Raw genomic sequence first — 22,265 nt, forward strand, 5'->3', positions numbered from 1 at the left:
CGCCACCCCCGAAAAATCAGCTTGCATAGCGAGAAGGAGCTTCGATGCAACGGGTGATGATTGTTGGTCAACCTGGGTCAGGCAAAAGCACTTTGGCGCGTGAGCTTGGTGTTCGCTCAGGTTTGCCGGTCGTTCATATCGACACTATTCACTGGCAGCCAGGTTGGATCGAGCGAAGTGCGGACGAGAAGACACAGCTTTGTCTCGATGTAGAGGCCCGAGATTGTTGGATATTCGAAGGCGGCCATTCAGCCACTTGGGACAACCGGCTGGCCCGTGCAGATCTTTTGATATGGATTGATCGTTCGGCGACGCTTCGATTCTTGCGCGTACTGCGCAGAACCCTGTTCCAACGCGGTCAGTCTCGGCCTGACTTGCCTGAGAACTGCCCCGAACTGCTGATGAACCTGCCGGAGTTTTTTAGATTCATGTGGCGGACGAAAAAATCAGCGCGAGAAAAGATGCAGCAACTTGTTGCAACAGCGCCACCAGCTTGCCGCGTGGTTTGTCTGCGCTCTAATCGGGATACCGGCACTTTTCTCGCGAGCATTGGAAATTCGACCATCCAGACTCCGCGAGATTGATCGACGGTTACCTGATTCAATGCGGGACTGCCGTTTACGTGTGGCTGCTATTGGCCGAGGCTGTGTAAAAACGTTTTTGAGCACATCAGGTGCTCAAAACCGGACTGGAAATCGCGTTTCTACGCGAAATCCAAATCTGCAGACGTGCCGATAAATTTCAGATTTAACGTAAACGCGGACACTTCAATTTTGGCGAAGCGTTTTTTAACACTCTTGGCGGATTTCTGCCTGTCGCGAAGGGCCGCAACCGGCCAGAAGCAGCCCTTCGCCTAAGGCGTCTACCGACCAGTAGCGACGTTTGGCTCCGGAAAAATAAACCCGCCCCCTTTTCCCCTAAAGCCGTGAGCGGCAGCGGTCTGTCGAAGCTGTTTAAAGAAGAGTACGCATAACGTCACTACCCTGCCATCGTGCCTGTACGAACCAGATGACATGCACCTTGGCAGGCGCTATCTTGACGCTCTCCTTGGGACAACTGAGGGTGAATATAGCGCCAAATAGGGGGTGACCATGGCTTCGAAATATACGTTGCTTAGCGAAAAAAGCGTCAGGGCTGCAGTCCAGGAAGGCGTTTTCACCTCTAAAGCCGTGGACATCGTTCGTGACGGCAATAATTCATTTGTACGCCATCTCGAACGTCAGGATACTCCAACAATCCCTTCCTCAGTTGTTCAGATTCACAATAATTATATTTATGAGGCGGACACGTCAAAATACATAAGCGCTGTTATCGATATTCAGAATCAATACATAACTGGCGAGCTTAAAATAAAATATGACGAGGTTATAGTTGGTCTGACTACTTATCAGGAGCAGGGTAGTGATCTGGAGCTTTTAAATACCGATGCTAGAAAGTCTTTGTCTGCTTTTGGTGTGCGAAGTTCGCAGATCGTTTCGCCAAAGAGCAAAGAGCCTTACCTTGATGAAGCAAGTCTTGAAGTTTTAGACTCATATACAAATCTACTATTTGTTTATGTGATGAGTGGCTTTTGGCGTTTCAGGTCTGGATTTTCGAAGGACTCAGTAGCCCCAAATAAGCTTGACACTCTTGAGTCAGAGGTTCGATCCCTTTACTTATGGTTACTTCAAAATGGAAAAGAGCATGAGAATCAGATAGGTAAATCGGTGTATGCCTACATTCTCTTGGAGAAACCTGAAGAAATCGAGGTCATCGGCCAGCTTGTTCAATATGATAATCGCTATAGCTCAGCGCTCGACGTTGTTAAGTCCTTCTCGCTGAAGTGTATTGATCGCAAGGGCTGGAACGAGCCTTACAAGGTCAGCAGGCTGCCAAATGATACTTGGGGCGAGGATCGCTTGAGGGTTGCGCTGAGGCTCCACGATATCCTAAACAAGATCAGTAACATTCGTAGTGTTATTGATGAGCTTAAAGCGGTAGGCGAAATCAAGGTATCCGATATCTTGCTGGGTGGTGAGTACCTTGACTCTCCCTTGTCGCTATTCCGAATTGAAAATAAGCCGGATGCCTGATCCGGTTTTCACGCCTGAAGATTAGTGGTTGTACTTGTACCACCCGCCTGGCTGCTGCGGTACACCACGTTTTCTTGAACTCTTCTAACTTGGGGAATCCCCTTTCAAGACCAGCCTTGGCATTCAAGCAGAAACCCTCAACACACCCCAGCTCATCCAGCTCATCCAGCAAGTTGCCCTCAATGAATACAGTAAGCTCATCAATCCTTTCACGCTCGTAAGCGGGGTCGTTGCGCTCCGCTTGCACATGTACTCCATGACCTCCTGAGGGGCGAAAAGGGGACAGACTCATTTACCGCTCCTCTGTCCGCTTCTGGCCGGAAGCGGACGTTTAGAACAGAGAAATAAATCTGTTCTCTTTTCCCAATGGACATCATTGCGGGGTACACAAGGCTATCGCGTGGTGCGCGCAGCGCTCTCTACAAAAGCACCTTAGCACTTGGCGCCGCACAATTAGGCGAAGCATGGACTTCGCGCACACTAACGTTATGCCTGAGCCAATGCACTAACAAACAGCTCGTAAAGTGCTTGTGGTGATATTGGGGGGAATACGCAACTAGCACGGTTGAAGTTACAAGCGCCAGCTGAGTGCCCCACCAGTTAAAAAAACTGATGCTCTGGCGACTCCTGAAGTGGCTGGCATTTCTTTCTTCATCTGTTCCGGCGCATGGTTGAAGGTCTAGCCTGTAGCGTGCAGGATCGGGTTGGATGGTACAGCGGTTCTTACACCCATCAACTTGATCTAGACATTGCCTCTTTGCTAATCAATGTCTGCGCTCGCACATATTGTCCTGGCGTAACACCCATTATCCGACGGAACATGGCAATGAAAGCACTAATATTTTCGTAGCCAAGCTCAATCGCCGTTGTCGTCACTGACATCCCGTCGACCAATAGTTGAATAGCGCGCAACGTGCGTGCACGTTGTCGCCATTCAGAAAAACTAAAACCGGTTTCAGCGACCAGACGCCGGGCCAGTGTTCTAGATCCCATACCTGACCAAGCAGCCCAATCCTCAAGTGATCTATTGTCATCAAGCTGAGCAAGTATCGCATCGGTGATACGCCTCAAGCGCGGGTCATTGGGGTGCGTCAGACCGATGGGTTCAGCGGGTGAGGTAGCAATTTCATCCAAGATGACTGCTGCAACCCGCGACTCCATTTCGTTGCGGGGTGGTTGTCCCCACGACGAAGCGCGGCTTACCGCTTCGCGCAGCAAACGGCTGACCCTGAATGTGCATGGCATTTGATGCAGGATCCCGCACTCTTGCTCCGCGATATAGACCATCGCTCCTGCAAAAGCGCCATGTGACATCATCGCGTGTGCGACACGGGGAGGTATCCAAATGGCATGGGTAGCCGGCACTACCCATGAGCCGCCGTCAGTGCTGACGGAAAGCAGGCCGGCAAGGCTTGCGATTAGTTGGCCTGTCGTATGAGTGTGGGGCGCCGTTTCGCGGATCACCCGGTCGCGTTGCTCTATCGCCAACAGTGGCATAAGCGCGCGGTTCATGGCTGGTTTACGTTATCCAATGTCATATCCGAGGTAGCCATATCCTGAATGCCTAATGGAGAATAAGACCGGACAGAGGAATACTCAATGTCTAAAAATCGCAAATGTTGCTTCTCTTGGATTGGCCTGATTATGCGTACCCCTCACACATTTATTTTCTGTGTTTTGGCCGTAACAGCTGGATGCGCAAGCTCACCTCCCTATTTGGCCCGTGAACCTTTAAAGGATCATTTGATGAGTTCTAACCACATGGTGCATGCCGTCGATCATATTGGCTTCGCGGTCAGTTCATTGGAAGAAGCCATTCGCTTCTGGACAATTGGACTTGGGTTCACTCTTGAGCGTCAGTCGGAAATGGGCGGATCATTTATTTTGCAAGTAACCGGCACCGCCGATCCGAGCGTGCGAACGGCGATAGTCAAAGGCCCGGATGGCAGCAGAGTAGAGTTGCTGGAATATTCGCAGGGTGACCGCCACGGTATCACTCCACCTACGGCATCAGCGATTGGTTCAGCGCATTTGGCATTGAGAGTGCAAGACATATACGCCGTACTCGAACGCATTGAGCAAGCAGGCTGGAAAGCAAGAGGCAAGCCTCAAGCGATTCCCGCAGGCCCACGCAAGGGAACGCTAGTTGTATATGTGACGGGGCCAGATCATATCACTCTGGAACTGATGCAGGCTAATGAGTAGCTTCCTGCCGAAGGCTGTTAAGCCTATTTCCCTAAAGCAATTACTTAAAGCGCTCTCCGTCGCGCATGACGTCTCATGGCAAACATAAAGATCATCAACTTCAAGTATATAGCTGGCGTAGTCATACACTTCGCCGGCCAAATAAAATTTGGATTTCCTTTCTGGCACTCCACTGCGCAGATCGAAAAGCTAAAGCCCTGTTAGTGCGCTAGAGCGCAGATCACTAACGCGTAAAGGCGCAAAGCTTAAATGACCGCCATATAGGATCTATCAATGACTGCTTTTGGCGGCGGACATTCCTGAATTAGCAGCTTCTGGCCTTTCGTTCCTATTGCGAACATCCGCGCTCCCAGGCGTTTGCTCTCCATACATATGCTGCAAACCTGAGCGAGTTCAAAGATCCCGCAGCATCAATCGCTGCTCCTTACCCCACGCCCGAAAAAACTCCTGCACCTGCCATCCACGCTTGGCGTAGTAGTCGCTGCGATCGTAGGTGTGCAAGTACAACCGCGTGGTGCCGTTTGCCTTTGCGGCGTCGCAGATGCCTTCTATCAATTGTTCCGCCAACCCTCGCTTCCTTGCCTGCGAGGCGATAAAGACGCAGGCTAGCCAGGGCCCCAGCTCCGGGCGTTCGGGCAAGTCGTTGGCGGCAAGTGCAGCGCCGCCAAGTAGCTGGTCATTCTCTAGGGCGATCAGACATTGCCAATCACCGTTGCCCTGGCCTCCCGCGAATTCGCGTTGCCAATCGGCCAATGGCTGCTCAACAAACTCGTATGCGAACTGCTGATGCAGCCACTGCGCCAGGGTGTCGCTGTGTTGCATATGGTCACGCAGCCAAACCAGGCGGGGCATGTGAGAGTCTTCCTTGTTTTTGGATCAGTACGCGTATGTGGCCGCAAGGAGGGAATAGGGTCAAGCGCAACGGTGAAAAGGTGACTGAAACGGTGACAGATTTATTTTTCTTCCGGAATGACCGCTTCTGATGGCCCAGAGTGTGTAAAAACGCTTCGTCAAAATTGAAGTGTGCGCATCTACGAACTCAGGACCGATTCAATATGCCGATCAAACCCAATCCACACTCGCCAGTGAAGCTAGTCCGCGCTCAGCAACGCGACCTGAACGATCTTGTTGCCATTCGAATTGAGGCCATGCGCGAAAGTCTGGAGCGCGTCGGGCGGTTTGATCCAGTACGGGCGCGCGAGCGGTTTGCCAGTGGCTTTGAAGCTCACAACACACGTTACGTTGAGGTTTCTGGAGAGCGAGTTGGCTTTGTAGTGGTCAAGCACCACCCCACTGAGCTTGTACTCGAGCACCTATACGTAAGGCCGAGCGCGCAGGGTTCGGGGATCGGCTCGGCTGTACTCGCTCAGATTTTCGAAGCAGCGGATGCAGCTGCACTGCCGATCACAGTAGGTGCCCTCAAAGAAAGTGCCGCGAATCGTTTTTACACCCGCCATGGCTTCGTATTTGTCGAAAGCAGTGAATTCGACAATTACTATGTCCGTCAGCACCTTACGCCGTGCAATGCACCTTGCCAGCCAGGTGAAATGATTTGAATCCAGCACGCGCCTTCTAGACAATCCCCGCCTTTGGCCTCGGCGTTCGCGGGCGCCACCTCTTACGTTGCCTCCCCCTACGTGGGTGTCCCCGTCGGCGCCGGTGTGCGCATGTACGTGAATGAAACCCTGCCCACCTATCATGCAGGCGACATACTGATGAGCATCGAGGCGCAGGTGAGCGGCGGTATTGGCCCGCAACGTACCGCCTCGACAATGATCATCAAGACCTGAGGGGAGAAACCCGTGTCTGACATTACCCAACTGGTCGCTGCTCTGGTGCTGTTCTTTCTGCTCGATCGGTTTCTGAAGTCGTACCCGCTTCGCAAGTGGTTAGGGGTACTGCTGGTGGCGATGGGGGCGCTCGGCTGCGTTGCGGCGAGCCACATCCGCTTGTTTGGGCTTGACCTGGGGTTGCTGTCGATCTTTGCCGTTGCATTGGGGGTGGGGTTGTTCCTAAAACGGCGGCGGTTCGCGCAGAAGGGGTGATACACAAGCCTCTTCCTGGTTTTTTCACCTGGTATGGGTTTCATTCCTGTGAGTGTTCAAGAGTGCGCGTTCTACGGCAACGCGCGCTCTGCGACAGCCCTCCAGCGCCCCACTCATGATCGTTCCCAAGCTGCGCGAGAACGATCAGCGTGGCGTTACGCCGTGGCGTGTGCGCCATCCACAACGACGTTATACGGCGCTTGCTCACGATCCCGCAGGCCGTAATCACGAATGACCGAAGTCACGCGAACGCGGTAATCGTCGAAGATCTTGTCGCGCCCGGCGCGTTGTGCAGACAGGTGCGCGGTGACGTTGCGCCACTGCACCACGGCTTCCTCGTCGCGCCAGGTGGTCACCGACATCACCTTCTTGGGGTTCAGCGTGCTCTGAAAACACTCGACGGAGATAAACCCGTCCATGGGTTCCAGCAACGGGGTCAGCTTATTGACCAGGTCCACATAGGTCTCGCCCTGACCGGGCAGTGCCTGCAATTCGAATAACACGACGATCATGTTTGACTCCTCATCCTTGACGGTTTTTTTCAGGTGGTCTTAAACGGCGGCGGTTGCCCGCCGCCAGTGGGTTAACGGGGGCCCAGGTTGTTCAGCCAGGCGCGCATCACGTTGCCGGCGGCGCGGGTCAGGCGATCACCCAGGCCAGCGGCCGTGGCGCGCAGTGCGACGACGTCGATGTCGGCGTGGGCGAGTTCGCTGGCGTGGCCAACCAGCCACTGTTCGATGTTGGTGGTGTTGGCTTCGAGATGAAACTGCAGGCCCAGAATCGTGCGGCCCACGGCAAACGCCTGGTGGGCGCCCACTGGTGTGCTGGCCAGCAATAGGGCACCTTCGGGCACATCGAACTGGTCGCCGTGCCAGTGCAACACGGGCGTGTTCATCAGCGCGGCGAGCGGTGAGTCCTGGCCGGCCGGAGTCAAGGTCAACGCGGAAAAACCGATCTCCTTGACGCCCATCGGGTAGACCTTGGCATGCATGGCGCGGGCGATCAGCTGTGCGCCCAGGCAAATGCCCAACAACGGTTTGCCGGACGCCACGCGCTGGCGCACCAGCTCCAGTTCGTCGTGCAGAAACGGGTAAAGGTCCTCGTCATACGCGCCAATCGGGCCGCCGAGCACGATCAGCAAATCGGCCTGCAGCACCTGCTCGCTATAGATGGTGTCCACAGTGGGGTCGAGGTAAATCAGGGTGTAGCCTTCATCGGCCAGCACCACATCCAGGGTACCCACGTCTTCAAAATGAATATGGCGCAGTGCAATAGCAGTTTTCATGGAAACACTCAGCGTTTGAAATAAAAGGCATGACGGTTTATGCCGTGGGGTTGAGGTCGACCTTGATCGTCCCCGATTGCGGGAAGGTGCAGCAGGCCAATGCAAAGCCTTCGCCCTTGTCCTTATCGGTCAGGCAAAAGTCGGGCTCCAGGGTGTATTGGCCCTCGGACACTCTGATCCGACAGTGGCCGCAGATGCCGGCGCGGCACAGGCTGCGCACTGCAATGCCGCTGGATTCGAGCATCTCCAGCAGACTCTTGCCGGCGGTCAGTTCCAGCACCTCGTCGGTGTGGCTGATGTGCAGACGCAGCGCATCGCTGGTCGCAGGTTGCGCCTGCGCGGCCATGACCGGCGGGGTGAAGGATTCGATCAGCAATTGGCTGTCCGGAAACAGCGCCAGCGTCTGGTCGCGTAAGCCTTGGGCAAAACGATGACTGCCGCAGATCACCACCGTGTCCGGGTTACCCAGCAGGTTCAGGTCGGTGGCGGCGGGGCGGCCGGCCCTGAAATGGCCGTTGCTGCGCACCGCTTCGCGGGTAATGAAGACCTGCAGCGAAAACCAGCGGGTGTTCAGTTCCAGGTCCAGCAACTCATGCAGGAAGGGAATGTCGGCCACCGTCGGCAAACACAACAGCAGGCTCACCTCGGGCACCGCCAGGCCGCGTCGTGCGCGTTCCTGCAGGCCGCGCAGCAAGGCGATTGGCAAGGTGATGCCGATGCCGCCGGCAAGCATGCCGACGTGCTTGCAGCCGCTGATCGACGCCAGGCTGATGTCCCCGGCCACAAACTCCACCGCGACCTGCGAGCCCTCCTGCAAGGTAGCGTGCAACTGGTCCGAGACCCCGCCATGGCCTTCGCGCTTGACCGCAATTTCGAACCCGTCGGCGCCTTGCCTGCGAGTGATCGAATACAGCCGTTGCTGCGGCGTGCCCGTAGTGTCCGGAAAGCGCAGCGCCACGTGCTTGCCGGGTTCCAGGCGGTCGAGGAACTCGGCGTGGGCGCCCGCGACGCGCAGGCTGAAGACGTTGATCGCAGCGGTTTCAATGGTCACGCGTTCGCAACGGGCCTGCAGTGGGGTCATGGCGTTCATGCGCGGGCCTTCTCGCTCAAGGTTTCGATGGCGTGTTCGGCGCTGCTCAGGCCTTTGCCGGTCAGGCCGATACGGTCGATCAGGGCCTGGAGCGAGTCGGTGTATACGCTGATTTCGTTGTTATCGCCCACGTCATGCTGGATCTCGCTGGCATGCGGCATCTGCAGCATCGAGAACACCTTGGCCCACGCGCCCATTTCGTTGTTGGCGAACATCTGCACGGTGCGCAGGATGATCGAGCGCAGGTACTCGCGCTCGGTGCGGCTCAGGCCATGAACGATGTCGGAGGCGACAAAACTGAACACGCTGGAATGGCTCCATTCATCAATGGCGTGGGTGCGTGTGACCTCGTGGCACACCGCCTGGATGCTGGTGTCCTCGGCCATGGTCTTGAGGTAATCGGTGATCAGCGTTTCGCTCGCGCAGGCCACACCAAAACGGGTCAGGCGACGCTCCCATTCGGCCGTGCAGTTGGCCAGCAGGGCTTCGCGCCAGGTCACCAGGTTGAACGCGCTGAAATCCAGCGGAGTCAGTTTGCGCATGTCGTAGATGTAGTTGCAGGCCATGATCGACATGCGCGTGTGCAGGGCTTCGTCGAGCAGTGCCTGGGACATCACGTCCTGCAGCAGGGCGCGATTCTGGCTGTGTGGCGGGGTCTTGATGATGTCCTCGCAGGCGGGCACCACCACGTCGCATTCGATGTAGATCGTCTTGAGGTTGTAGATGCCCCACGCGTAGGACAGGCACTTGGATTGCAGGTCCTGCGGTGCTTCGAGCCAGGCCTGGTGATGACGGAACGGCAGCAGCGACAGGCTGAAATCCTGCTTGTTCGGGTCAAAGGCCAGGCCCCAGTAATCCGGTTGCGGATTGTTCACGGCAGCGCGGGTTTTCCAGAGCCCGGACAACTTGGCGAGCATGTTTTTTACCACGTCATCGGTACCACAATTCAAACGGTCCATGTTTTAACTCCAAGGAAACAACTATTGGTGTTCGGGTTAACAGTGCAGTCCTTTGCAAACATGACGGGGCCGCACAAGCGGGTTGCGGCGTAATAAATGCGGGACGTTGCCCTTCAAGTCTGCGGCAAAAAAGCGCCGGGGTTATTGCTCCAGGTCAGCTGAATTGCGCGTGTAATGCGGGCATTTTCCGGGCTTTGGCCAGGTGCCGTTCCTGCATCAGGGTCAGCGCGACCGTCAGGCCCATAAAGGCAGCACTGGCCCAGAAAATCGAGTTGGGGTGGCCTTGGTCGAGTAGCCAGGCGAACCCGACCGGGCCGAGGGTGCCGCCGATATTGAAGCCGCTGGAGACAATGCCGAAGGTCCTGCCTTCCGCGCCTTTCGGCGACGCTGCGCGCACCAGCATGTCGCGGGACGGCGCGATCACCCCGGTCAGGAAACCCGCGACACCGAGTACCAGCAGCAGTGCCAGCTCGCTCAAGTGCGCCGTGGCGACCAACAGTATCAACCCGCTGGCCAGGGCAAACGCGCTGGCGGCCACCACGCCATGGCGGCGGGTGCGGTCCGCCAGTGCGCCGCCTGCCAGCACGCCAAAGGCGCTGGCAAACAGGAACGCGGTGAGTGCCGAGTTGGCCCAGGTCAAGGCCACGCCCTGGCCTTGCATAAGGGCAGCGACCGAGAATTTTTCAATTGCGCCGGTGCTCAGGTTCAGCAGCACGAACAACAACGTCAGGCTCAGCACCAAGGGCGAAAGCAACGAGCGCCGACGCGTCCCGAGGGGCTCCGGGTCGGTCGCTGGCGACACATAATTGCGTTGGGCCAGTGCAGCGCCAGGTATCGACAACACCGCCAGCGCGACAAACCCTACGCCTGCGGCGGCGGCAAACGCCATGGCCGGCGTGCTCGCCACGGCGATGCTCAACAAAAACACCGGGGCCACGGCGGCGCCGAGGAAGCCGGCAAAGGTGTGTACAGAGAACGCTTTGCCAATGTGGGCAGGGTCACTATGGCGGGACAGCAGGGCATAGTCGGCCGGGTGGTAAACCGCGTTGGCGACGCCGGCCAACGCCATGCCGATCAGCAGGCAAAGGTAGCTGGGCACGAGCGCAATCAACAGGAAACTGCCACTGCCCACTGCCAGAGCGGCTAACAGCAGGCGGCGTGCGCCGAAGCGGTCCACGGCAAATCCCATCGGCGCCTGCACCAGCGCGGTGACGATGTTGAACAGGCTCAAGGCCAGGCCCAACTGCAGGTAATCGACGTCGAAAAAAGCCGGGAGGAGCGGAAACAACGCCGCCAGCACCATGATGTGCAGATGACTGACAAAGTGCGCGGCTGCGACCTGCGGCAGCAGCCCGATACGAAAAGACGTCATGGCGGAACCTGTGGAATGGGGGTGACAAAACCGGCGCAGAGCTTAGTGAGGCGTTGGTCTTGCGGGATAGTCCAATGTTCAAAGGTTCACCAGACCACTTTGTAGCGCTACTGGTCTCGCGCCGTGGCGCCGCGCCGCACAGTGGTCTGCAACGCTGGCGCAAACTGGTATATCGGCGCGGGCCGTGGGCCGCTAGGGTAAACGCCGTTTTCCAATCGACGTTTTCACAGGGAGTGACCATGCCGCATTTCGCTTATCGAGACGGGCACGCGCTGCCGGTGCTCAGTGGCGTCGCACTGGCCCAGGCGGACGGTGATGTGTGGCGTGCCATCGACGCCGAGCGCCAGCGCCAGATGCAGTCAATCGAGCTGATTGCTGCCGAGAATTTCGTCAGCCGTGCAGTGCTTGAGGCTCAGGGCTCGGTACTTACCAACAAGCATGCCGAAGGGTATCCGGGGCGCCGTTATTACGCCGGCTGCTGCAACGTCGACGCGATAGAAGAGCTGGCCAACGAGCGCGCCCGGCGATTGTTCAATTGTGCCTACGCCAACCTGCAACCCCACTCGGGCAGCCAGGCCAATCAGGCGGTGTTTCTGGCGCTGCTGGCACCGGGCGACAAGATCCTCGGCCTGGACCTCAAGTCCGGCGGGCACCTGTCCCACGGCGCGGCGTTCAATATGTCCGGGCGCTGGTTTCAGGCCCTCAGTTACGGCGTGCATCCGCTGACCCATCGGGTCGACATGGACCAGGTCGAGCAGATGGCCCGCCAGGAGCGCCCGCGATTGATCATCGTCGGCGCTTCGGCCTATTCGCGGGCGCTGGACTTCGCGCGCTTTCGCGCAATTGCCGACGAAGTGGGGGCCTTCCTGATGGCCGACATTGCCCACGTCGCCGGACTGGTAGCGGGCGGTGCGTACCCGTCGCCGGTGCCGTTCGCCCACGTCACCACCATCAGCACCCACACCACACTGCGCGGGCCGCGCGGCGGAATGATCCTGTGCAACGAGCCGGGCATTGCGCAGAAAATCAATGCGGCGGTGTTTCCCGGCCTGCAAGGCGCACCGCTGATGCACACGCTGGCGGCCAAGGCCGTGGCGCTCGGCGAAGCCCTGCAACCGGCGTTCAGCACCTACGCGCATGCGGTGATTGCGAACGCCCAGGCCTTGTGCGGGCGCTTGGCCGAAGGCGGGTTGTCGGTGGTCTCGGGCGGCACCGATTGTCACCTTGGCGTGATTGACCTGCGGCCGTGGGGCCTGGTCGGCAATGTCGCCGAACAGGCGCTGGAAGCGATCGGGATTACCGTGAACAAAAATATCGTGCCGGGCGACGAGGTCAAACCCAGCGTTACCTCCGGCATTCGTATCGGCAGCGCGGCCTGCACGTCGCGGGGCATGGGCGTGGATGAATTTCGCGAGATCGGCGACATGATTCTCGCCATGCTCGGCGGTGTGCGCAGCGGAGCCCTCGACAGTCGCACCGAGCGTTCCATTCGCGAAGGCATCGGCGACCTGACCAAGCGTTTCAAGCTTCCTTACTGAGCGGCTGCCTCTAGATCTTCAGCGCATTGGCCAGGCGCAGCATGGCGGCTTCGATTTCATACGCGGTCAACGATGAGTAGCCCAGCAGCCAGCCGTATTGCTGCGGTTCGCCTGCGTACAGCTTGCTGAGTCCGGACAATTGCACGCCGGCGGTGGCCGCCTGGCGGATGGTTTTTTCTTCGCTCCAGCCCGCTTTCAGCAGACACGGAATCTGCAACCCGCCCGGCGGCAACTGGGCGGTGACGACCTCGCCCAGGTACTTGCCAATGGCGTCATGCATGATCGAGCGGCGCCCGGCATACAGCTTGCGCATGGCGCGCACGTGGGCGTTGTAATGGCCATCTTCCATAAACCGCGCCAGGGTCAGTTGCAGCACTTGCGGCGTATGCCCGTCCATCATGCTGCGCGCATAGGCAAAGGGCTTGACCAGTTCGTGGGGCAGCACCATGTAGCCCATGCGCAAGCCGGGATAGAGCGTCTTGCTGAACGTGCCGATGTAGAGCGTGCGCTGATACTTGTCCAGCCCCTGCACGCAGGCGGTGGGTTGTCCGTCGTAATGGAACTCGCTGTCGTAGTCGTCCTCGATCAGCCACTTGCCTTTTTCTGCCGCCCAGTTGATCAACTCGAGGCGCCGTTCCAGCGGCAGCGTCACGCCGGTGGGGTATTGGTGCGACGGTGTGACGTACACGCAGTTGGCGCCGCTGCGGTCGGCGTACAGCAGGTCGGTGCGGATGCCGCGTTCATCGACATCGATGGGCAGCACCTTGGCTTCAGCGATCTCGAAGGCTTTGCGTGCGCCGTAATAGCCAGGGTTTTCCAGCAGGATCGGTTTGCCGGCATCCACCAGCAACTGCGCGCAGAGGTACAAGGCCTGGCGCGTGCTGCTCAGCACCAGCACCTGATCGGGCGAACACTTGGCCCCGCGTTCCAGGTTCAGGTAGGTGGCAATCGCCTTGCGCAGCGGCTCGGCGCCTTGCGGGTCGCCGTGCAAGAGCACGTTGGCGCGATAGTCCTTCATCACCTGGCGTTGCAGGCGTTCCCAGACATCCGTGGGGAAACTGCGGGTTTCCGGCAAGCCGGTGGCGAAGGCCTTGATGACTTGCTGGTCGCTGACACCACCCGTTTCGAAGATCATCCGCCCGCGCTGGCTCAGCTCGGCGCCGGGTGCGGCGGCGTTGCTGCGCACTTCCTGGGCCTTGATGCGCCGGCGTGTGGCACCGCGCAATTCGACGCCGACCGTGTCGCAGACGTAACTGCCGGCACCCTCGCGGCGCACGATAAACCCGTCCCGATGCAACTGCACGTAGGCGTTCTCGACGGTGTCGCGAGCGCACCCCAGCGACGTTGCCAACACCCGCGTGGCCGGCAGTTTCAGGCCGGGGCCGAGGGCGCCGTCGAGGATCAGTGCGCGCAACGCCCGCTGGATGCGCTGGTGCAAGTCCAGCAACTGAAACTCCACGTCGTTGAGGCGCATTTTCAGGGTTTCGAGCTCGAAGGTTTTTGCCATGTGGTCTGCTCCATCCTTTGGAATTGGCCGGTAATGGCAGGCCAGTCTATCCGTAGAATCCAGCCCTCGCCAACCCGGCCCCGGCGCGTGGCGAGCCCGCACGATGCGAGTGTTCTTGAACAGGAGTTACGCGACGATGGCCAGATCCCACAACTTCAGCGCCGGCCCCACGGCGGTGCCGCTGGAAGTGCTCACCCAGGCACACGAAGAATTTTTTGATTTTGCTGGCACCGGTATGTCGGTGATGGAGATCAGCCATCGCTCCCGTGTGTTCATGGACGTGGCCCGCCAGGCGGAGCAGGACCTGCGCAACATTCTCGGCGTGCCGGACGCGTACAAAGTGCTGTTTTTGCAAGGCGGCGCCTCGCTGCAGTTCGCCCAGGTGCCCATGAATCTATTGGGCGACAAAGGCACGGCGGACTACCTGCACACCGGCCTCTGGTCGGGTAAGGCGATTGAAGCGGCGCGGCGTTATTGCGATGTGCGTATCGCGGCCAGTGCCCGCGCGACCGGCTTCGACCGCGTGCCTGACGCAGCGAGCTGGCACCTCAATCCTGACGCCGCCTACCTGCATTACACCGAGAATGAGACAGTCCACGGCGTGCAATTCATCGCCCCGCCCGACAGCGTCGCGCCGCTGGTGTGTGATGCCTGTTCAAGCCTTTTGTCCAAGCCGATGGACGTCGCCCGGCATGACCTGGTGTATGCCGCCGCGCAGAAAAACATGGGGGTGGCCGGGTTGACGGTGGTCATCGTCGACCCCGCATTACTGGAGCGCTCCCATGCCTTCACTCCGGACATTCTCAACTACGCCCACATCAGCGATGCGCACTCGATGCTCAATACCCCGGCGACGTTTCCCTGGTACCTCACCGGGCTGACGCTCAAGTGGATCAAGCACAACGGCGGTCTGCCGGCCTTGCATGAGCGTAACCAGGCCAAGGCGCGCCGGCTCTATCGCGCCATTGACGAGAGCGGCGGTTTCTACCGCAATCGGGTGCAGCCGGCGTACCGCTCGATCAACAACGTGCCGTTCGTGCTGGCGGATTCGACGCTGGAGAAGACCTTCCTGCGCCGCGCCGAAGACGCCGGCCTCAACGGCTTGAAAGGCCACGCCAGCGTCGGCGGCCTGCGCGCCAGTCTCTACAACGCCGTCTCGTTAACCGCAGTCGAGGCGCTGACCGACTTTATGGCTGACTTCGCACGTGCACATGGGTAACCGCCCCTGCGCGAAAAAGTGGTCTGGTCTGCTGCGCGCAAGCGTAGGGGCAAACCCCACCATTCAACGGCTATAAATGGCCGCCTGGCCACGGCCTGATCCATTGTCCAGCAAGGAGCCAAGACTTATGCCCTCTACTCAATCCCAGTCGTCCCTGCGTCTGCGGGATGTGTTGCACCCGGTGGTTGCCGGGCTGATCTCGGTGATCGTCAATTACGGCGGCACCTTCATTCTGGTGTTCCAGGCCGCCAAGGTGGCCGGCCTCAGCCCTGAGCTGACGGCGTCGTGGGTCTGGTCGGTGTCGATTGGCGTCGGTGTGACCGGGCTGTTCCTCAGTTGGGTGAGCCGCGAGCCGATCATCACCGCCTGGTCGACCCCGGCGGCGGCGTTCTTGATCGTTGCCCTGGCGACCACACCCTACGCCGAGGCGATTGGTGCGTATTTGATCTCAGCGGCGGCGTTCGTGCTGCTGGGGGTATCCGGCTATTTTGAAAGGGCTGTGCGCCTGATCCCGCCTGGCGTTGCGGCGGGCCTGCTGGGCGGCATTCTCTTGCAGTTCGGCATCGGCGCATTCGCGAGCATGACGGTCGACCCGCTGTTGGTGGGGCTGTTGATCGGCGCCTACATCGTGTTCAAGCGCTTGAGCGCACGCTACGCGGTGGTCGGCATTCTGGTGCTGGGGCTGGGTTTTTTGCTGATGCAGGGGCGGGTGGAATTTTCCGGGCTGGCGCTGGCGTTCGCCACACCGGTATTCACGCGGCCCGAGTTCTCGCTCAATGCGTTGCTGAGCGTGGCGTTGCCGCTGTTTCTGATCACCCTCACAGGGCAGTACATGCCGGGCATGCTGGTGCTGCGCAATGACGGCTTCAAGACCAGCGCCAACCCGATTCTCAGCGTGACCGGGCTGGGTTCGCTGCTGATGGCGCCGTTCGGCTCCCATGCGTTCAATATCGCGGCAATCACGGCGGCGATCTGCACCGGCAAGGAAGCGTCCGAAGACCCTTCCAAACGCTGGATCGCCGGGGTAGCGGCAGGGGTGTTCTACATCCTGGTGGGGATTTTTGGCGTAACCCTGGCGGCGGTGTTCATGGCCTTTCCGGCGACGTTCATTACCACCCTGGCCGGGCTGGCGCTGCTCGGCACCATCGGCGGCAGCCTGGCCAATGCCATGGCGGACGTCAAATCCCGTGAAGCCTCGTTGATCACCTTTCTGGCGTGCGCCGCCAACATCACCTTGCTTGGCATTGGCGGCGCGTTCTGGGGCTTGCTCATCGGCCTCGCGGCGTATGCGGTACTCAATGGGCAACTGCCACATCGTGAAAAAACCACTGCGGTGACCACCAAGGGAGCGACCCGCTGATGACTGGGCAAGCCGAACACCTCACCACGCTCCACGCCGACCACGGTCGCTATCCGCAGGCGGTCAGCGTCGAGGACTTTCGTCGCAATCTTGCCGCTGTGCAGCAACGCATCATTGATGCCTGCCATCGCGTCGGGCGTGACCCGGCCACCGTGCGGTTGCTGCCGGTCAGCAAGACCTTCGACGAAGCCCATCTGCGCCTGGCCTATGCCGCCGGTTGCCGCCAGCTCGGCGAAAACAAGGTGCAGGAGGCCCAGCGCAAGGCGCAAGCCATGAGCGACCTGCACGACCTGCAATGGTCAGTCATCGGCCACCTGCAAACCAACAAGGCCAAGCAGGTTGCGCGTTTTGCCAGCGAATTCCAGGCGCTCGACAGCCTGCGCGTGGCCGAAGTGCTGAACCATCGCCTGCAGCTCGAAGGTCGGCAGATGGATGTGTTCGTGCAGGTCAACACCTCGGGCGAAGCCAGCAAGTACGGCCTGGCTCCCGAGGATGTGGCGGCGTTCATCGCGGCCCTGCCGGCATTCCCGGCGCTGCGGGTTCGCGGGCTGATGACCCTGGCGCTGTTTTGCGCCGACGTTGCGCGGGTGCGCCCCTGCTTCGTGCGCTTGCGTGAATTGCGCGACCGCTTGCTCGCGCAGGTGCCCGAGGGCGTGTCGCTGCAGGCGTTGTCGATGGGCATGTCGGGCGACTTTGAAATTGCCATTGAAGAGGGGGCAACCGTGGTACGCGTCGGCCAAGCCATCTTCGGTGCCCGCGCCATGCCAGATGCCTACTACTGGCCTACGGCCGACGCCAGACCGCGCAACGGCGACGAGTTGCCGGCGCTCGCCCCTTAACGTTGATTGATCTCTATAGGAGGCCTGCAATGTCCGCAGCACCCGCTTACCTGATGCACACCTCGTCCCGTCAGCCGGTCTCGTTCAGCCGAGGCCTGGGCGCTCGCCTGTGGGATACCGACGGCGTTGAATACCTGGATGCCATCGCCGGCGTGGCCGTGACAAGCCTGGGGCACGCCAACCCGGAAATTGCCGCCGCCATCGCCGAGCAGTCCACGCAGTTGCTGCACACCACCAACATGTTTCGCATCCCGTGGCAGGAGCAACTAGGCGAGCGGTTGTGCCTGTTGTCCGGCATGGAGCGCGCGTTTTTCTGCAACTCCGGCGCCGAGGCCAATGAAGCCGCGCTGAAACTGGCGCGGCTGCACGCCCATGCTCGAGGCGTGGCCCAGCCGCAGGTGCTGGTGATGGACAACAGCTTCCACGGGCGCACCCTCGCCACGCTGGCGGCCACCGGCAACCCGGCGGTGCACGTCGGTTTCGAACCGTTGATGCCCGGCTTTGTGCGCGTGCCGTACAACGACATTGAGGCGATTCGGGCGGTCGCGGCTCGGTCACCCAACATCGTTGCAGTGCTGGTCGAGCCGGTGCAGGGTGAGGGTGGGGTGCATGCGGCGTTCGCGGGCTACCTGCAAGGGGTGCGCGCCCTGTGCGATGAACACGACTGGTTGATGATGATTGATGAAGTGCAAACCGGCATGGGCCGCACCGGCGCCTGGTTTGGCTTTCAACACGCGGGCATCGAGCCGGATGTCATCACCCTGGCCAAGGCGCTTGGCAACGGCTACCCGATAGGCGGATGCCTGGCGCGGGGCAAGGCCGCCGAGCTGTTTTCTCCCGGTCATCATGCGTCCACGTTTGGCGGTAACCCGCTGGCCTGCCGTGTGGGGTGCACGGTGCTGGACATCATGCAGCGTGAGCACCTGCCACAACGCGCCGCCGCCAGCGGCCGACGCCTGCTGGCCGCGCTCAAGCTGGCGCTGGGTAACCATCCCGAGGTGGTGGCCATTCGTGGTATCGGCTTGATGGTCGGCGTCGAACTCAACCGCCCGTGCGGCGAGCTGGTCGACCGCGCCCGTGAAGAACAACGCCTGCTGATCACCGTCACCCGTGGCACCACCGTGCGCCTGTTGCCCGCACTGATCTGCGATGACACACAGATCGACGAGATCGCCGCACGTGTCATTCGCCTGCTGTCGCCCGCTGTTTGAATTTGTTAACCAAGGACGCCCCCACCATGTACGACTCAACGCTCACCCTGGATGCTTTCGACCCTGAACTGCGTGAGGCGATTCATAACGAAGCGCATCGCCAGGAAGACCACATTGAGCTGATCGCGTCGGAGAACTACGCCAGCCCGCTGGTCATGCAGACCCAGAGCACGGTACTCACCAACAAGTACGCCGAGGGCTATCCCGGCAAGCGCTACTACAGTGGTTGTGAATACGTTGATGTCGCCGAGCGGCTGGCGATTGAGCGGGTCAAGACCCTGTTCAACTGCGACTACGCCAACGTGCAGCCTCACGCGGGTGCGCAGGCCAACGCGGCGGTGTTCCTCGCATTGATCAACCCCGGTGACACGGTGATGGGCATGAACCTGGCCCAGGGCGGCCACCTGACCCACGGTAACCCGGCGAACTTTTCGGGCCGGCATTACAAGATCGTGCCCTACGGGCTGGACCCGAAAACCGGGTTTCTCGACTACGACGAGATGGAACGAATAGCCCTGCAGACGCGCCCGAAAATGTTGATCGGCGGCTTCTCGGCGTACTCGCGCTACAAGGACTGGGCACGCATGCGCACCATCGCCGACAAGGTCGGCGCCATATTCTGGGTCGACATGGCCCACGTCGCCGGGCTGGTCGCCGCTGGCGAATACCCGGACCCGCTGCCCCACGCGCATGTGGTCACCAGCACCACGCACAAAACCCTGCGCGGCCCACGGGGCGGTTTGATTCTGTCGAAAGGCCAGGACGAAGCCTTCTACAAGAAACTCGATTCGGCAGTGTTTCCCGGCGTGCAGGGCGGCCCGCTTATGCACCAAATTGCAGCCAAGGCCGTGGCGTTCAAGGAAGCGCTGACGCCCGAGTTCCGCGTCTACCAGACCCAAGTGGTGATCAACGCCCGCGCCATGGCCGCTGTGCTGCAAAAACGCGGCTACAAGATAGTCTCGGGCGGAACCGACAACCACATGATGCTGATCGATCTGTCCGACAAGCCCTACACCGGCAAGGACGCCGATGCGGCATTGAGCAGCGCCTACATCACCGCGAATAAAAACTCGGTGCCGAATGACCCACGCTCACCCTTCGTGACCTCCGGCCTGCGCATCGGCAGCCCGGCGGTGACGACGCGGGGCTTCGGGGTCGAGGCCTGCGAGCAAGTGGCAGGGTGGTTGTGCGACGTACTCGACGCCCTGGAATATGGCGACAGTGACAGGGTCGGCCACCACGTGCGCGAACAGGTTGTCGCACTGTGCCGGCGTTATCCGGTTTATCGCTGACTGGTTTGGGGGGCCGTGTGGACGGCCCCTGATTCACTTCTTTGTCGAAAAGGACTGCTTCCAGCTTTATCAGGCGTTCGATCGGGGGAGTGGGTGCGTCGTGATGATCTGCCGGAGAGGTTCGTAACGGACTGCTCTTAAAGCGCTTCGGTGGCGATATTGAGAATGTGATCAGCATCCCCGAGCGGGGTAGCACCCTCGTTTCAAATGGGCTGTGGCTTAGGCTTTTCAAAGGAGAGGCTGAGGTCCGTGAAACAACAAAGCCCGCACGGGGCGGGCTTCTTGGGGTGTTTCGTAGACTGTCTAAGACAGCCCGAGACTGCTATATGGTGCACCCGGCGGGATTCGAACCCACGACCCCTGCCTTCGGAGGGCAGTACTCTATCCAGCTGAGCTACGGATGCTTGTGCGGGCGACATCATACCCATGTCGACCTTGGGCGTCCATGCCGCTCTTCCGGCGTTTGCGCGTAGGAATGGGCTGTGCAAAGGCCCTGGGTCGGGCGCCGTCTGTCAAGGCGGTGGAACGTGCCCTAATCACGCTGATCTGAAAGTTCCGGCAATTGCACGGTTTTCGTTCTTTTTTTCGAACAGGCTATTGCCCTGTACCCCCATTGATCCTAGGATTCGTTTGAGATTTCAAACGCTCTGTCTCCCGTGCGCGATGACTTTATGCTTGCGTGCTGGGGCTGATTTCCCTGACGGCAGCCCACAAGGCGCCTTTCAACAACTCTAATTCGCTCCGCGTGCGCGCGGTGCTGTTAAGGAAAGCCGACATGCAGCTTAAAGATGCCCAATTGTTCCGCCAGCAAGCCTTTATCGATGGTGCTTGGGTCGATGCGGACAATGGTCAGACCATCAAGGTCAACAACCCGGCCACGGGCGAAATTCTCGGTACCGTGCCAAAGATGGGCGCCGCAGAAACCCGCCGCGCCATCGAAGCCGCCGACAAGGCCCTGCCGGCCTGGCGTGCACTCACCGCCAAGGAGCGCGCCAACAAGCTGCGCCGTTGGTTCGAACTGCTGATCGAAAACCAGGACGACCTCGGTCGCTTGATGACCCTCGAACAAGGCAAGCCGCTGGCCGAGGCCAAGGGCGAAATCGTCTACGCCGCGTCCTTTATCGAGTGGTTCGCCGAAGAAGCCAAGCGCATCTACGGTGACGTGATCCCCGGCCACCAGCCCGACAAGCGCCTGATCGTGATCAAGCAGCCAATCGGCGTGACCGCCGCCATCACGCCGTGGAACTTCCCCGCGGCGATGATCACCCGTAAGGCCGGCCCGGCCCTGGCCGCCGGTTGCACCATGGTGATCAAGCCAGCGTCGCAAACCCCGTTCTCGGCCCTCGCCCTGGTTGAGCTGGCGCACCGCGCCGGTATCCCTAAAGGCGTGCTGAGCGTGGTCACCGGCAGCGCCGGCGACATCGGCGGTGAGCTGACCAGCAACCCTATCGTGCGTAAATTGTCCTTTACCGGCTCGACCGAAATCGGTCGCCAGTTGATGGCTGAGTGCGCCAAGGACATCAAAAAAGTGTCCCTGGAGCTGGGCGGCAACGCGCCGTTCATCGTGTTCGACGACGCCGACCTGGATAAGGCCGTCGAAGGCGCGATCATCTCCAAGTACCGCAACAACGGCCAGACCTGCGTTTGCGCCAACCGTCTGTACATCCAGGATTCGGTGTACGACGCGTTCGCCGAGAAGCTGAAAGTGGCCGTGGCCAAACTCAAGATCGGCAACGGTCTGGAAGACGGCACCACCACGGGTCCGCTGATCGACGAGAAGGCCGTGGCCAAGGTTCAGGAACACATCGCTGATGCCCTGAGCAAAGGCGCCAAGTTGTTGGCCGGTGGCAAGGTGATGGAAGGCAACTTCTTCGAGCCGACCATCCTGGTCGACGTGCCGAAAAACGCCGCCGTGGCCAAGGAAGAAACCTTTGGCCCACTGGCGCCGCTGTTCCGGTTCAAGGACGAAGCCGAAGTGATCGCGATGTCCAACGACACCGAGTTCGGGCTGGCCTCGTACTTCTATGCCCGCGACCTGGGCCGTGTATTCCGTGTGGCTGAAGCCCTGGAATACGGCATGGTCGGCGTCAACACCGGGTTGATCTCCAACGAAGTGGCGCCGTTCGGCGGCATCAAGGCCTCGGGCCTGGGCCGTGAAGGCTCCAAGTACGGGATCGAGGATTACCTGGAAATCAAATACCTCTGCCTGGGCATCTAAGCCCCGGTCAGGCATCGCTGTAAACGCAAAGGGCACGAGAGCGCTGACCCTTT

Annotated in this window: 21 protein-coding genes and 1 tRNA gene; 13 read left to right on the top strand and 9 right to left on the bottom strand. The window is 59.8% G+C overall.

Annotated elements, in window-relative coordinates:
- The first annotated feature begins 44 nt into the window (after positions 1 to 44).
- Both KZX66_RS20740 and KZX66_RS20745 read left to right on the top strand, forming a co-directional pair.
- A complete protein-coding gene (locus tag KZX66_RS20740; protein ID WP_248082894.1) occupies positions 45 to 584 on the top strand; it encodes an AAA family ATPase in 540 nt (179 codons plus the stop codon).
- Between the two features lie 507 nt (positions 585 to 1,091).
- The gene (locus tag KZX66_RS20745) at positions 1,092 to 2,072 is read left to right on the top strand and encodes a hypothetical protein (RefSeq protein WP_248082902.1); all 981 of its coding nucleotides are present in this window, start codon (positions 1,092 to 1,094) and stop codon (positions 2,070 to 2,072) included.
- Between the two features lie 732 nt (positions 2,073 to 2,804).
- Here KZX66_RS20745 and KZX66_RS20750 read toward each other — a convergent pair.
- The gene (locus KZX66_RS20750; protein ID WP_248082904.1) at positions 2,805 to 3,584 is read right to left on the bottom strand and encodes a helix-turn-helix transcriptional regulator; all 780 of its coding nucleotides are present in this window, start codon (positions 3,582 to 3,584) and stop codon (positions 2,805 to 2,807) included.
- 234 nt (positions 3,585 to 3,818) lie between these two features.
- Here KZX66_RS20750 and KZX66_RS20755 point away from each other — a divergent pair, with 234 nt between their 5' ends.
- A complete protein-coding gene (locus tag KZX66_RS20755) occupies positions 3,819 to 4,277 on the top strand; it encodes a VOC family protein (protein ID WP_248082906.1) in 459 nt (152 codons plus the stop codon).
- 393 nt (positions 4,278 to 4,670) lie between these two features.
- Here KZX66_RS20755 and KZX66_RS20760 read toward each other — a convergent pair whose 3' ends face one another.
- Positions 4,671 to 5,129 (bottom strand): GNAT family N-acetyltransferase, encoded by a 459-nt coding sequence (locus KZX66_RS20760; protein WP_248082908.1) that lies wholly within the window; start codon positions 5,127 to 5,129, stop codon positions 4,671 to 4,673.
- Between the two features lie 203 nt (positions 5,130 to 5,332).
- On the opposite strand from KZX66_RS20760, the gene KZX66_RS20765 reads away from it, so the two are divergent.
- The 3 genes from KZX66_RS20765 to KZX66_RS20770 all read left to right on the top strand — a co-directional run bounded on the left by KZX66_RS20765 (position 5,333) and on the right by KZX66_RS20770 (position 6,322).
- Entirely contained in the window at positions 5,333 to 5,833 is a 501-nt protein-coding gene (locus KZX66_RS20765) for a GNAT family N-acetyltransferase (RefSeq protein WP_248082910.1), read from the top strand.
- A 111-nt stretch (positions 5,834 to 5,944) separates the two neighbouring features.
- Entirely contained in the window at positions 5,945 to 6,067 is a 123-nt protein-coding gene (locus KZX66_RS26410; protein ID WP_282446019.1) for a hypothetical protein, read from the top strand.
- A gap of 12 nt (positions 6,068 to 6,079) precedes the next feature.
- Positions 6,080 to 6,322 carry a hypothetical protein gene (locus KZX66_RS20770; RefSeq protein WP_248082912.1) on the top strand — a complete coding sequence of 81 codons (243 nt, stop codon included), beginning with the start codon at positions 6,080 to 6,082 and terminating at the stop codon, positions 6,320 to 6,322.
- 155 nt (positions 6,323 to 6,477) lie between these two features.
- Here the strand turns inward: KZX66_RS20770 and KZX66_RS20775 are convergent, their stop codons facing one another.
- The 5 genes from KZX66_RS20775 to KZX66_RS20795 form a co-directional block, all read right to left on the bottom strand.
- Positions 6,478 to 6,834 (bottom strand): antibiotic biosynthesis monooxygenase, encoded by a 357-nt coding sequence (locus tag KZX66_RS20775; RefSeq protein ID WP_065880860.1) that lies wholly within the window; start codon positions 6,832 to 6,834, stop codon positions 6,478 to 6,480.
- Positions 6,835 to 6,905: 71 nt separating this feature from the next.
- Complete coding sequence (locus KZX66_RS20780) at positions 6,906 to 7,607, bottom strand: glutamine amidotransferase (protein WP_248082914.1); 702 nt, start codon at positions 7,605 to 7,607, stop codon at positions 6,906 to 6,908.
- Between the two features lie 37 nt (positions 7,608 to 7,644).
- A complete protein-coding gene (locus KZX66_RS20785; protein ID WP_248082916.1) occupies positions 7,645 to 8,697 on the bottom strand; it encodes a 2Fe-2S iron-sulfur cluster-binding protein in 1,053 nt (350 codons plus the stop codon).
- On the bottom strand, positions 8,694 to 9,656 hold the full coding sequence (locus KZX66_RS20790; protein WP_248082918.1) for a diiron oxygenase: 963 nt from the start codon (positions 9,654 to 9,656) through the stop codon (positions 8,694 to 8,696). The genes KZX66_RS20785 and KZX66_RS20790 overlap by 4 nt, the downstream gene beginning before the upstream one ends.
- A 154-nt stretch (positions 9,657 to 9,810) precedes the next feature.
- The gene (locus KZX66_RS20795; RefSeq protein WP_248082920.1) at positions 9,811 to 11,028 is read right to left on the bottom strand and encodes an MFS transporter; all 1,218 of its coding nucleotides are present in this window, start codon (positions 11,026 to 11,028) and stop codon (positions 9,811 to 9,813) included.
- Between the two features lie 239 nt (positions 11,029 to 11,267).
- Between KZX66_RS20795 and KZX66_RS20800 the strand changes: the two genes are divergently transcribed.
- Complete coding sequence (locus KZX66_RS20800; protein WP_248082922.1) at positions 11,268 to 12,566, top strand: serine hydroxymethyltransferase; 1,299 nt, start codon at positions 11,268 to 11,270, stop codon at positions 12,564 to 12,566.
- A gap of 10 nt (positions 12,567 to 12,576) precedes the next feature.
- Here KZX66_RS20800 and KZX66_RS20805 read toward each other — a convergent pair whose 3' ends face one another.
- Entirely contained in the window at positions 12,577 to 14,073 is a 1,497-nt protein-coding gene (locus tag KZX66_RS20805) for a PLP-dependent aminotransferase family protein (RefSeq protein WP_248082924.1), read from the bottom strand.
- A gap of 136 nt (positions 14,074 to 14,209) precedes the next feature.
- Between KZX66_RS20805 and serC the strand changes: the two genes are divergently transcribed.
- The 5 genes from serC to glyA all read left to right on the top strand — a co-directional run bounded on the left by serC (position 14,210) and on the right by glyA (position 19,994).
- On the top strand, positions 14,210 to 15,292 hold the full coding sequence (gene serC / locus KZX66_RS20810) for a 3-phosphoserine/phosphohydroxythreonine transaminase (RefSeq protein WP_248082926.1): 1,083 nt from the start codon (positions 14,210 to 14,212) through the stop codon (positions 15,290 to 15,292).
- Positions 15,293 to 15,419: 127 nt separating this feature from the next.
- Positions 15,420 to 16,652: a benzoate/H(+) symporter BenE family transporter gene (locus KZX66_RS20815; protein ID WP_248082934.1), complete on the top strand. Its 1,233-nt coding sequence runs from the start codon at positions 15,420 to 15,422 to the stop codon at positions 16,650 to 16,652.
- The gene (locus KZX66_RS20820; protein WP_248082935.1) at positions 16,652 to 17,491 is read left to right on the top strand and encodes a YggS family pyridoxal phosphate-dependent enzyme; all 840 of its coding nucleotides are present in this window, start codon (positions 16,652 to 16,654) and stop codon (positions 17,489 to 17,491) included. The genes KZX66_RS20815 and KZX66_RS20820 overlap by 1 nt, the downstream gene beginning before the upstream one ends.
- A gap of 29 nt (positions 17,492 to 17,520) precedes the next feature.
- Entirely contained in the window at positions 17,521 to 18,702 is a 1,182-nt protein-coding gene (locus KZX66_RS20825) for an aspartate aminotransferase family protein (RefSeq protein ID WP_248082936.1), read from the top strand.
- 26 nt (positions 18,703 to 18,728) lie between these two features.
- Complete coding sequence (gene glyA / locus KZX66_RS20830; RefSeq protein ID WP_248082937.1) at positions 18,729 to 19,994, top strand: serine hydroxymethyltransferase; 1,266 nt, start codon at positions 18,729 to 18,731, stop codon at positions 19,992 to 19,994.
- Positions 19,995 to 20,321: 327 nt separating this feature from the next.
- On the opposite strand, the gene KZX66_RS20835 is transcribed toward glyA, so the two are convergent.
- Positions 20,322 to 20,398 (bottom strand) — tRNA-Arg (locus tag KZX66_RS20835).
- Positions 20,399 to 20,769: 371 nt separating this feature from the next.
- Here KZX66_RS20835 and gabD point away from each other — a divergent pair.
- A complete protein-coding gene (gene gabD, locus KZX66_RS20840; protein ID WP_122513108.1) occupies positions 20,770 to 22,212 on the top strand; it encodes an NADP-dependent succinate-semialdehyde dehydrogenase in 1,443 nt (480 codons plus the stop codon).
- Positions 22,213 to 22,265: the final 53 nt, after the last annotated feature.

Origin of the sequence: Pseudomonas sp. EYE_354 (assembly GCF_023148575.1) — a bacterium.
GTDB lineage: Bacteria > Pseudomonadota > Gammaproteobacteria > Pseudomonadales > Pseudomonadaceae > Aquipseudomonas.

Coding starts and splice junctions, on each gene's coding strand:
- gabD (WP_122513108.1), top strand. CDS start 20,770: ATGCAGCTTAAAGATGCCCAATTGTTCCGCCAGCAAGCCTTTATCGAT.
- KZX66_RS20800 (WP_248082922.1), top strand. CDS start 11,268: ATGCCGCATTTCGCTTATCGAGACGGGCACGCGCTGCCGGTGCTCAGT.
- KZX66_RS20745 (WP_248082902.1), top strand. CDS start 1,092: ATGGCTTCGAAATATACGTTGCTTAGCGAAAAAAGCGTCAGGGCTGCA.
- KZX66_RS20790 (WP_248082918.1), bottom strand. CDS start 9,656: ATGGACCGTTTGAATTGTGGTACCGATGACGTGGTAAAAAACATGCTC.
- KZX66_RS20815 (WP_248082934.1), top strand. CDS start 15,420: ATGCCCTCTACTCAATCCCAGTCGTCCCTGCGTCTGCGGGATGTGTTG.
- KZX66_RS20775 (WP_065880860.1), bottom strand. CDS start 6,834: ATGATCGTCGTGTTATTCGAATTGCAGGCACTGCCCGGTCAGGGCGAG.
- KZX66_RS20740 (WP_248082894.1), top strand. CDS start 45: ATGCAACGGGTGATGATTGTTGGTCAACCTGGGTCAGGCAAAAGCACT.
- KZX66_RS20780 (WP_248082914.1), bottom strand. CDS start 7,607: ATGAAAACTGCTATTGCACTGCGCCATATTCATTTTGAAGACGTGGGT.
- KZX66_RS20795 (WP_248082920.1), bottom strand. CDS start 11,028: ATGACGTCTTTTCGTATCGGGCTGCTGCCGCAGGTCGCAGCCGCGCAC.
- KZX66_RS20750 (WP_248082904.1), bottom strand. CDS start 3,584: ATGAACCGCGCGCTTATGCCACTGTTGGCGATAGAGCAACGCGACCGG.
- KZX66_RS20825 (WP_248082936.1), top strand. CDS start 17,521: ATGTCCGCAGCACCCGCTTACCTGATGCACACCTCGTCCCGTCAGCCG.
- KZX66_RS26410 (WP_282446019.1), top strand. CDS start 5,945: ATGTACGTGAATGAAACCCTGCCCACCTATCATGCAGGCGACATACTG.
- KZX66_RS20820 (WP_248082935.1), top strand. CDS start 16,652: ATGACTGGGCAAGCCGAACACCTCACCACGCTCCACGCCGACCACGGT.
- serC (WP_248082926.1), top strand. CDS start 14,210: ATGGCCAGATCCCACAACTTCAGCGCCGGCCCCACGGCGGTGCCGCTG.
- KZX66_RS20785 (WP_248082916.1), bottom strand. CDS start 8,697: ATGAACGCCATGACCCCACTGCAGGCCCGTTGCGAACGCGTGACCATT.
- KZX66_RS20805 (WP_248082924.1), bottom strand. CDS start 14,073: ATGGCAAAAACCTTCGAGCTCGAAACCCTGAAAATGCGCCTCAACGAC.
- glyA (WP_248082937.1), top strand. CDS start 18,729: ATGTACGACTCAACGCTCACCCTGGATGCTTTCGACCCTGAACTGCGT.
- KZX66_RS20765 (WP_248082910.1), top strand. CDS start 5,333: ATGCCGATCAAACCCAATCCACACTCGCCAGTGAAGCTAGTCCGCGCT.
- KZX66_RS20760 (WP_248082908.1), bottom strand. CDS start 5,129: ATGCCCCGCCTGGTTTGGCTGCGTGACCATATGCAACACAGCGACACC.
- KZX66_RS20755 (WP_248082906.1), top strand. CDS start 3,819: ATGAGTTCTAACCACATGGTGCATGCCGTCGATCATATTGGCTTCGCG.